Source organism: Streptococcus sp. HMSC34B10 (assembly GCF_001839505.1).
Lineage (GTDB): Bacteria > Bacillota > Bacilli > Lactobacillales > Streptococcaceae > Streptococcus > Streptococcus peroris.
Genome location: NZ_KV841550.1, coordinates 126920 through 135670, shown reverse-complemented (window position 1 = coordinate 135670; position 8751 = coordinate 126920). Strand labels below are relative to the sequence as shown.

Below are 8751 nucleotides of genomic sequence, written 5' to 3'. Positions count from 1 at the left end.
CTGAAGCTCCAACAACCACAGTAACTGAGGCTCCGACAACGACAACAACGACAACAGAAGCCCCAACTACAACCACCACAACAACGACCACAACTGAAGGTCCAGGTTCAACCACTACAACCACTACAAGTACTACAGAAACACCAGAAGAATCCACCACCACAACAGAAGACAAACCAGGTCTTCCATTCACTGGTGAAGCTACTGGAGTAGCGCTAGTATTTGCAGGTTTGGTTATCTTGGCTGGTACTATTGTAGTCAAACGTAAAATTTCTAAATAATATTAGATAAAATTCTTTAGAAAGGAGAGAGCCTTGCTCTCCCCTTTTTGAAATATAAAAATGACGAAGTATTTAGATGTAGTCTATAATGATTATTTTTGAATATAGGGAAGTAAGTTGAAATCAGGAGAGAAATAGAAAATTGACTAAAACACATAGGAGAAATCAATCATGAGAAATTGGTTAATACATTGGCAGAATATAAAGAGAAATCATCTTAAGAGTATTCTTTATATGTATAGTGCCTTGCTACCAATGGCTATCATGCTAGTTGTCTGGTTTTTCATGGGTAGTTATCCCTTTGGAAATAAAAGTCTGATGGCAGTTGATTTTGGTCAACAGTATATTAGCTTTTTTGGTTTGCTTAAGAATGCTGTACTTTCGGGAGATTTAAGTAGTCTTACCTACTCTTTTACCAAATCAATCGGTGGTGATATGATTGGGTTATTGGGATATTATCTGATGAGTCCCTTCAATATTATTTATATACTTCTCCCAATCAAACACTTTGGGTTAGCAGTTTTTCTAACGATTTGGTTTAGATATGGCGTGATTGGTTTCTCTTTTGCTCACCTATTGATTAAGCGTTATAAAGGTGCAGTGTCGAAATACTGGTTAGTTCCCTTGTTTTCGACAGCTTACGCTCTCTCGGGCATGTTGGTATCTTACCAAATGAATGTCATCTTTTATGATGCCATGTTCATGCTTCCTATCGTTATCGTATACTTGGAGCAATTGTTGGATGGGAAAGCGGGCTATCCCTATGCCTTTGTTTTAGGTTTGACAGTGTTACTCCAATTTTACATGGGTTATATGATCTCGATTTTTGTGGTTTTATATGCCTGTTACTATATTTCCCCACGTCTTGCAATTGAAGGGACTTGGAAAGTAAAACTAAAACATTACATGCAACCTTTATGGGATGTCTTCTTATATTCTGTTTTAGGAGCAGCCACTGTTTCTGTTTTGCTTGTCCCCATATTTTTCAACCTGCTTGTAAGCAAGGGACAAGTTGGAGGAGCCATGACCTTCTCCATGGCTCTCCAGATTAATCCCTTGGATATTTTATCCAAATTAACGATTGGAGGTTATGATACGATATCAGGTTGGTCATCTGGGCCAAACTTACCAAACATTTATATCGGGGCTCTCGGATTTATTGGCTTTATCTTATTTCTGACATCAAAAAAAATTCTCAAAGAAAGAAGAATGGCTGCTGGGGTAATCACTCTCATCTTTTTCGCTTCTTTTGAGAATGAATTTGTTAACAAAATTTGGCATATGGGCCAAAATCCTGCTGGGTTCTTTTTCCGATTTTCATGGCTTTTCTCTTTCTTTATGCTCATTCTAGCTTATCAAGTCTTGAAGGAGAAAATTGAAGTTTCTCGTCGGGGGAAATTACTGGCAGCTACAGTATTAGCCTTATCAGCAATTTATCTCTATACAAAAGACTTTACCTATCTACCTAAAACTCAACCGAAAATCTTGACTCAGTTTATCGCAAATCATTTTGTTCTATTGATAGTGCTTCTAGTTGCTGGCATAATTGCGGTTTTTTATCAATACTGGAATCGCTCTTTCAAAACAAATAGAGAAAAGAAAATGATTTTGCTAGTCTCAACTTTAGTTCTTTCAGTATTGACTGTATTGTTGCGAACAGGTTATCTTTTTTCTCAAGTCATTTTAACGGTAGTTATTTATTTAGCTATTCTTGTCTTATTGCGTCCTAGGATGAACCGCGTAACAGTCTACTTGTTGTCCATGTTGACAATATTTGAATTGGGCTACAATGCCTATCTATCACAAGTGACTTTTAGCTATGCAGAAGTAGATAAGTTTGTAGATGCGACGGTTTCCGTTAAACACGTGACAGATAGTGTTCAAGAACATGCAGATCAACCTTTTTATCGTATTGCTAGTACATTTGCCTATTCGCGGACAACTCCATCACTTGTTGGGTATCCAGGATTGAGTACTTTTAGCTCAAGTTTGGAGAAATCTACTATGGATTTATTTGCCTATTTGGGAGATCAAGGGAGTAATGCGGCGACAGAATATGAAAATGGGACTCCACTGACTGATGCCTTGTATGGCATTCACTATTACATGGATATTAAGGATATTGATCAACAGGAGAAGGAAAATCATCCTGAAAGAATGTACTTTTATCGCTTTGCAAGCCGTTTTGATATGCACCGTTATTTTACTGATAAAGTATATGAGGATGAACGCTATATTGTATACGAAAATCCAAATTCTTTCCCACTGGCCTTTGGCACAAATGAATTGGTTAAAGGTATCCAGTTTGACTTAAATAATGCTGTGAAAAACCAAAACAACATTCTCAACTCTATGGAGGGAATTCAAAAAAATCAGGAGAATTCTGTTGAGTATTTTAAGCCTCTAGCCTTCAGTGCGGTTGAAACTGAAAATCTAGTAGAAGAAGACGTGAATAAAGAAAAGGGTACAGCAATTTACAAACGGAAGGATTCCAGTAAAGAAGCAATCGTTCGTTACCACATCACTCCTCAAACGGATTTGACTTATTACTTTTTTGTGCCAGCTTCCCTTAATTCAGAAAAAGAATATTCAGTATTGTTAAACGGTAAATGGTTCACTCATTCTAAGAGAAACACACAGCGTCAACTTTGGCAGATTGCTGATAATGCAGCAGGGAAAGAGACTGTCTTAGAGTTCCGCCTTAAGACAGATAAGGTAGACCTTTCATATGCAGGGCTTTATCGTGCAGATGTAGATCAAATTCAAAAGGTATTAGAAAAGAGAAAAGCTCAAGGTTTACGGGTTGAGAAGTTCTCAAATACTCATATTATTGGTTCTGTTGATATCACAGATGATAGCCAATTTATGATGACTTCGATTCCATATAGCGCAGGTTGGAAAGTAAAAGTGGATGGCAAGGATGTTCCAACTTCAAAAACGTGGAATAGTCTCTTGTCCTTTCCAATTACTTCTGGACAGCATAGAGTCGAGTTCGTCTTCTCGCAAAAAGGTATTTTTATGGGGGGAATACTCTCCTTGATAAGTATCACAATCTTATGCATCGATAGAAGATATTATAAAAAGAAGGCTAAGCTCATCTCTCAAGATTAAGAAACTGAGGGACGGCGATTTTCTTCAAGCTAAGTATTAATCTTGGTCAGGATACCATTCCTGACCTTTTTCTTTTGCAAAATGACAAAAATCTTAAACTTTTTGACAAATATACTTGTCAAAAATAAAAAGATATGTTACAATGAAATCAAGATAAGAACAAAGGAGAAAAAAGACATGCTAAAAAATCGTCTAAAAGAGCTTCGGGCTCGCGATGGCCTGAATCAAACAGAACTGGCCAAACTAGCTGGCGTGTCCAGGCAAACCATCAGTTTGCTAGAACGGGATGAGTACACGCCATCCATTGTCATTGCCCTGAAGATTGCTCAGATATTCCATGAGCCAGTCGAGTCGGTCTTTCGCTTAGAGGAGGATGAGTGATGAACAAGTATAAAGTGATTTATTATCTTAGTATTCTTGTGTTTATTGCAAATACCTTTGTTATGATTGGAAGTCTATTTGGTTGGTTTACAATTGTGGAAAGTAAGTACCTCTTCTGGATTAATATAGTTCTATTATTAGTCTTTAGATGGGTAGAGAAAAAGATAAAGTTTAAAGAGATCGTAAAAGGAGAAAAGCTATGAAAGAGTTTTTAGCAGGTTTTCAAGTAGATACTGAGCACAAAGAACTTGCAGGTGTGTGTGCAGGTTTAGGAAATTATTTTAACATCCAAGCCAATATCGTTCGTTTGGTGACAGTCTTCTTGTTTCTCTCTTCTACGGAGATTGGGATTATAACAGTAACTCTCTATGCCTATCTAGCAGGTTGGATTGGTAATGAACCCTTGGGGGATGGAGCAAAAAAAGCTAGAAACCAAGCTATTCTCTTACTTGCTGTTTGTTTGATTTTGGTGTCACTTGGAACAGAAGGCTTGACCGCTATCTTCGAATCAGGAAAAGCTTTTGGTCAGTGGTTGTCTGGCTTGTTTTAGAAAGAGGTTTAAAGATGGAAAAGAAACAAATCATTTTTGCACTGAAGATTTTTCTTGCAAGTGTTTTATTAGGAATATTTGCTGGTTTCCTTGGTCTTAATCCTTTAGGGATCAGTCAAGAGCAAGTAATCATTACCTCGTACTCAATTTTTCTTGGTCTAGGGATGCTTACGGTGATTCTGACATTTTATTTCACTAGAAAAAGTCATCAGGCATATCAGAGCTATCAAAGAGAAGAAGAGGATGAAGGAAATGAGCAAGACTATCTTGCTACGTATCGCTTCTTAGATTATGCTACAGTAGCTTGGAATGTTTGCCAAATTAGTATGCTATCCTGCCTACTGATAGATTTAGGAGGTTTAGGCCCATCAGCAGCATCCTTACTTTTGATAGTTTTAGGTGTCTGGGCGGGTGCTTACTGTCTAAAAATCACCAGCAAGATTCGTAACTACAAACTTTCTGTTACGGCGACGCCTAAGGAAGTTTTGGAATACCTCGATACTTATGATGAGGGAGAAAAACAGGCTGAAATGGAAGAAGCTTACTTGATCTTGTTCAAGGTCAATCAGATCCTCATTCCTGGTATCTATGTTGTCCTAGTAGTTCTATCTTTAGTATTAGGTCAAGTACAGTTGGTGGCTCTACTGGTGGCAGTTGTCATCCATATGTACATGAATGTGGCACAATTGCGCAAAACAAAACGTTATTTCAAATAGGAGAATATTATGAAAACACTTAAAAACATTGGCTGGTATAGCCTTACTTTCTTATCATTTATTATGATCTATAGTTTTATTCAGGGCGTAGGTTTAGTGGCTATGAAAATGGGTGCGCCTGAATATGTTGCTGTCCCAATTTATGTCTTATTGGCAGGAATTTTCACCTTCGTTACTTACAAGTGGTATAAGACAGGAACCGTTACGATTGAAAAAACAGCCCTTAACAAATACATCTGGTTGCCTGCCTTGGTATTGGTTCTTGTCATAGCAGCACAAAATTTCTTACCAAATGATCCATCAGTCAATCAACAGATGTTAGAACAAATGACTCATAATCAACCTCTTTTCTCTTTCTTTATGATAGTGGTCTTTGCGCCTCTGACAGAAGAATTGACCTTTAGAGGAATGTTAGCCCGCTATGTCTTTCCTCAACAAGATAACGTCAAGCAGACAGTTCTCTTTCTTCTTGTAAGCACCATCATTTTTGCACTTGTTCATTTCCCTGGCACTCCACAACAATTCCTAGTTTATGCTTCACTTGGCTTTAGCTTGGGCTTGGCCTATATTAGTAAGGGTGGTTTGGCTTATAGTATGGCTCTTCACGCCTTGAATAATTTAATCGGATTTTTAATGATTATCATGCTATAATAGACTCAGGAGGAAGTCATGAAACGAGTGATATTATTAGCAGTGATTCAGGCAGTTGTTCTCTTCCTTATTATTGGAGCGCTTGCCTATGCTTTTAAAGGGGATTTCTTTTATAATCATCTAGCAGTTATCTTTGCACCTATCGCAGGAATTTTGCGATTTGCGACAGCTTATGCAACGGAGATTGTTCTCCCTAAAAAGGCAGCGGAGATTGCTGAAAAGCGAAAAAAATAAAGAAAACCCAAATCCAGCGAAAGACTTTGCTGGATTTTTTCATTTATCGCAGGAAACTCTCAACTTTTCTGATGATTTTCATGAAGAGCCTGCGCTTTTATGGTAAAATAGTAACAGAATACAAGAGGAGAGAAGAAATGAAACGCAGTATGTATGCTGGTCGTGTTCGTGAGGAACACATCGGACAAGAAATTACCTTGAAGGGTTGGGTTGCCCGTCGTCGTGACCTGGGTGGCTTGATCTTTATCGACCTTCGTGACCGTGAAGGGATTATGCAGTTGGTTATCAACCCTGAAAAAGTATCGGCAGAGGTGATGGCAACAGCTGAAAGCCTTCGTAGTGAATACGTCATCGAGGTGACTGGTCAGGTTGCAGCACGTGAGCAGGCAAATGATAAATTGGCGACTGGAGCAGTTGAGCTAAATGTAACAGCTCTTACAGTGCATAACACTGCCAAAACAACTCCATTTGAAATCAAGGATGGTATCGAAGCAAACGACGATACGCGTCTACGTTACCGTTATCTAGACCTTCGTCGTCCAGAAATGCTAAAAAACCTCAAACTTCGTGCCAAGGTAACGCATTCTATCCGTAACTACTTGGATGAGTTGGAATTTATCGATGTAGAAACGCCATTCCTTTCAAAGTCAACACCAGAAGGGGCGCGTGACTATTTGGTACCATCTCGTGTCAATAAAGGGCATTTCTACGCTTTGCCACAAAGTCCACAGTTAACGAAACAATTGTTGATGAATGCTGGATTTGACCGTTATTACCAAATTGTCAAATGCTTCCGTGACGAAGACTTGCGTGGAGACCGTCAACCTGAATTTACCCAGGTTGACTTGGAAACTTCATTCCTGACTGAGCAAGAAATTCAAGACATCACAGAAGGCTTGATAGCGCGCGTAATGAAGGAAACAAAAGGCATCGAAGTAACTCTGCCATTCCCACGTATGAAGTATGATGATGCCATGGCGCTTTATGGCTCTGACAAACCTGACACTCGCTTTGACATGTTGCTTCAGGACTTGACAGAAGTTGTCAAGGGTGTAGATTTCAAAGTCTTCTCAGAAGCCCCTGCGGTAAAAGCAATCGTAGTCAAAGGTGCAGCAGACAACTACTCACGTAAAGACATCGACAAGATGACAGAAGTAGCCAAACAATACGGCGCTAAAGGCCTTGCTTGGATTAAGGTTGCTGACGGCGAATTAAATGGTCCAGTTGCTAAGTTCTTGACTGGTATTCAGGAAGATTTGACAGCTGCGCTTGGCCTTGAAGATAAGGACTTGGTACTCTTTGTTGCTGACACGCTTGACGTAGCCAATGCTACACTTGGCGCCCTTCGTGGACGTATTGCTAAAGAACTAGGCTTGATTGATAATGACAAATTCAACTTCCTTTGGGTTGTTGATTGGCCAATGTTTGAATGGTCTGAGGAAGAAGGTCGTTACATGAGTGCCCACCATCCATTTACATTGCCACAGGCAGAGACAGCTCATGAACTTGAAGGAGATTTGGCTAAGGTTCGTGCTGTTGCCTATGATATCGTCTTGAACGGTTATGAACTTGGTGGTGGTAGCCTTCGTATCAACCAAAAAGAGCTCCAAGAACGGATGTTTAAGGCTCTTGGCTTCTCAGCAGAGGAAGCAAATGCTCAGTTTGGTTTCCTTTTGGAAGCTATGGACTATGGTTTCCCACCACATGGAGGTTTGGCTATTGGGCTTGACCGCTTTGTCATGTTATTAGCAGGTGAAGATAATATTCGTGAAGTGATTGCCTTCCCTAAAAATAATAAAGCAATCGATCCAATGACGCAAGCCCCATCAACAGTATCTCTTAAACAACTAGAAGAACTTAATCTACAAGTAGAACAAGATGAAACAAATGAAACTAACTAAAAAGTTTAGCCATTATCTGCGCCGCTTTGCCTATCGGGTGAAGATTTTGCGTGTTTTACAAAGTATTTCCCGAGAAAAATACGATGAAAAGATTTCAGCTTCTCTGGTATATGGTTTTCTATCAGCAGTAGCCGTCAATTTCTTCTTTCAACCTGGACACGTTTATTCGAGTGGAGCAACAGGTTTGGCCCAAATCATTTCTGCACTTAGTAATCACTGGTTTGGCTTTTATTTCCCGATTTCAGTAGCATTTTACGCCATCAATATTCCGCTCATGATTCTGGCCTGGTACCAAATTGGGCATAAGTTTACGGTTTTTACCTTCATCACGGTATCTATGAGCTCGCTCTTTATCCAGTTTGTACCTGTGGTGGTCTTAACAGAGGACCCAATCATCAATGCCCTCTTTGGGGGTGTTGTTATGGGGCTGGGAATCGGCTTTGCGTTACGCCATAATATCTCCAGTGGAGGAACAGATATTGTCAGCCTTACCATTCGTAAGAAGACAGGCCGTAATGTCGGAAGCATCTCCTTCCTAGTGAATGGGACCATTATGCTGATTGCAGGCTTGACCTTTGGTTGGAAATATGCTCTCTATTCTATGATTACTATCTTTGTTTCAAGTCGTGTAACGGATGCAGTTTTTACCAAACAAAAACGCATGCAGGCCATGATTGTTACTAGTAATCCGGATGTGGTGATTGAAAAAATCCACAATAAATTACACCGTGGGGCGACTATGATTCATGATGCCGAAGGAACCTATAACCATGAGCGTAAGGCGATTTTGATTACGGTTATCACTCGTGCAGAATTCAATGATTTTAAGCATATCATGAAGCAAGTTGATCCGACAGCCTTTGTTTCTGTATCTGAAAATGTACATATTTTAGGACGCTTTGTTGAGGTTGAAAACTAATCAGTCA

At 39.4% G+C, this 8751-nt stretch carries 10 protein-coding genes; all 10 read left to right on the top strand.

What is annotated here, in order from left to right; genetic code table 11:
• Positions 1-281 (top strand): LPXTG cell wall anchor domain-containing protein (locus HMPREF3237_RS03275; protein WP_142350555.1); only part of this gene is annotated, 281 nt, incomplete at its 5' end.
• A 171-nt stretch (positions 282-452) separates the two neighbouring features.
• A complete protein-coding gene (locus tag HMPREF3237_RS03270; protein ID WP_070888823.1) occupies positions 453-3392 on the top strand; it encodes a glycosyltransferase PgfM1 in 2940 nt (979 codons plus the stop codon).
• A 177-nt stretch (positions 3393-3569) separates the two neighbouring features.
• A complete protein-coding gene (locus HMPREF3237_RS03265; protein ID WP_000916944.1) occupies positions 3570-3773 on the top strand; it encodes a helix-turn-helix transcriptional regulator in 204 nt (67 codons plus the stop codon).
• Positions 3773-3976, top strand: a complete 204-nt coding sequence (locus tag HMPREF3237_RS09060) for a hypothetical protein (protein ID WP_006146122.1) — start codon at positions 3773-3775, stop codon at positions 3974-3976. Before HMPREF3237_RS03265 ends, HMPREF3237_RS09060 begins: the two co-directional genes overlap by 1 nt.
• The gene (locus tag HMPREF3237_RS03255; protein WP_006146123.1) at positions 3973-4323 is read left to right on the top strand and encodes a PspC domain-containing protein; all 351 of its coding nucleotides are present in this window, start codon (positions 3973-3975) and stop codon (positions 4321-4323) included. Before HMPREF3237_RS09060 ends, HMPREF3237_RS03255 begins: the two co-directional genes overlap by 4 nt.
• Positions 4324-4337: 14 nt before the next feature.
• Positions 4338-5039 (top strand): DUF3169 family protein, encoded by a 702-nt coding sequence (locus HMPREF3237_RS03250; protein ID WP_070888822.1) that lies wholly within the window; start codon positions 4338-4340, stop codon positions 5037-5039.
• A gap of 9 nt (positions 5040-5048) precedes the next feature.
• Positions 5049-5690, top strand: a complete 642-nt coding sequence (locus HMPREF3237_RS03245; protein WP_049496764.1) for a CPBP family intramembrane glutamic endopeptidase — start codon at positions 5049-5051, stop codon at positions 5688-5690.
• An 18-nt stretch (positions 5691-5708) separates the two neighbouring features.
• Positions 5709-5924: a hypothetical protein gene (locus tag HMPREF3237_RS03240; protein ID WP_070888821.1), complete on the top strand. Its 216-nt coding sequence runs from the start codon at positions 5709-5711 to the stop codon at positions 5922-5924.
• A 137-nt stretch (positions 5925-6061) separates the two neighbouring features.
• The gene (aspS, locus tag HMPREF3237_RS03235; RefSeq protein ID WP_070888820.1) at positions 6062-7825 is read left to right on the top strand and encodes an aspartate--tRNA ligase; all 1764 of its coding nucleotides are present in this window, start codon (positions 6062-6064) and stop codon (positions 7823-7825) included.
• A complete protein-coding gene (locus HMPREF3237_RS03230; protein ID WP_070888819.1) occupies positions 7803-8744 on the top strand; it encodes a YitT family protein in 942 nt (313 codons plus the stop codon). Before aspS ends, HMPREF3237_RS03230 begins: the two co-directional genes overlap by 23 nt.
• Positions 8745-8751: the final 7 nt, after the last annotated feature.

Excerpts from the sequence above, each read along its gene's own strand:
- HMPREF3237_RS03270 (WP_070888823.1), top strand. The coding sequence starts at position 453 with ATGAGAAATTGGTTAATACATTGGCAGAATATAAAGAGAAATCATCTT.
- HMPREF3237_RS03265 (WP_000916944.1), top strand. The coding sequence starts at position 3,570 with ATGCTAAAAAATCGTCTAAAAGAGCTTCGGGCTCGCGATGGCCTGAAT.
- HMPREF3237_RS09060 (WP_006146122.1), top strand. The coding sequence starts at position 3,773 with ATGAACAAGTATAAAGTGATTTATTATCTTAGTATTCTTGTGTTTATT.
- HMPREF3237_RS03255 (WP_006146123.1), top strand. The coding sequence starts at position 3,973 with ATGAAAGAGTTTTTAGCAGGTTTTCAAGTAGATACTGAGCACAAAGAA.
- HMPREF3237_RS03250 (WP_070888822.1), top strand. The coding sequence starts at position 4,338 with ATGGAAAAGAAACAAATCATTTTTGCACTGAAGATTTTTCTTGCAAGT.
- HMPREF3237_RS03245 (WP_049496764.1), top strand. The coding sequence starts at position 5,049 with ATGAAAACACTTAAAAACATTGGCTGGTATAGCCTTACTTTCTTATCA.
- HMPREF3237_RS03240 (WP_070888821.1), top strand. The coding sequence starts at position 5,709 with ATGAAACGAGTGATATTATTAGCAGTGATTCAGGCAGTTGTTCTCTTC.
- aspS (WP_070888820.1), top strand. The coding sequence starts at position 6,062 with ATGAAACGCAGTATGTATGCTGGTCGTGTTCGTGAGGAACACATCGGA.
- HMPREF3237_RS03230 (WP_070888819.1), top strand. The coding sequence starts at position 7,803 with ATGAAACAAATGAAACTAACTAAAAAGTTTAGCCATTATCTGCGCCGC.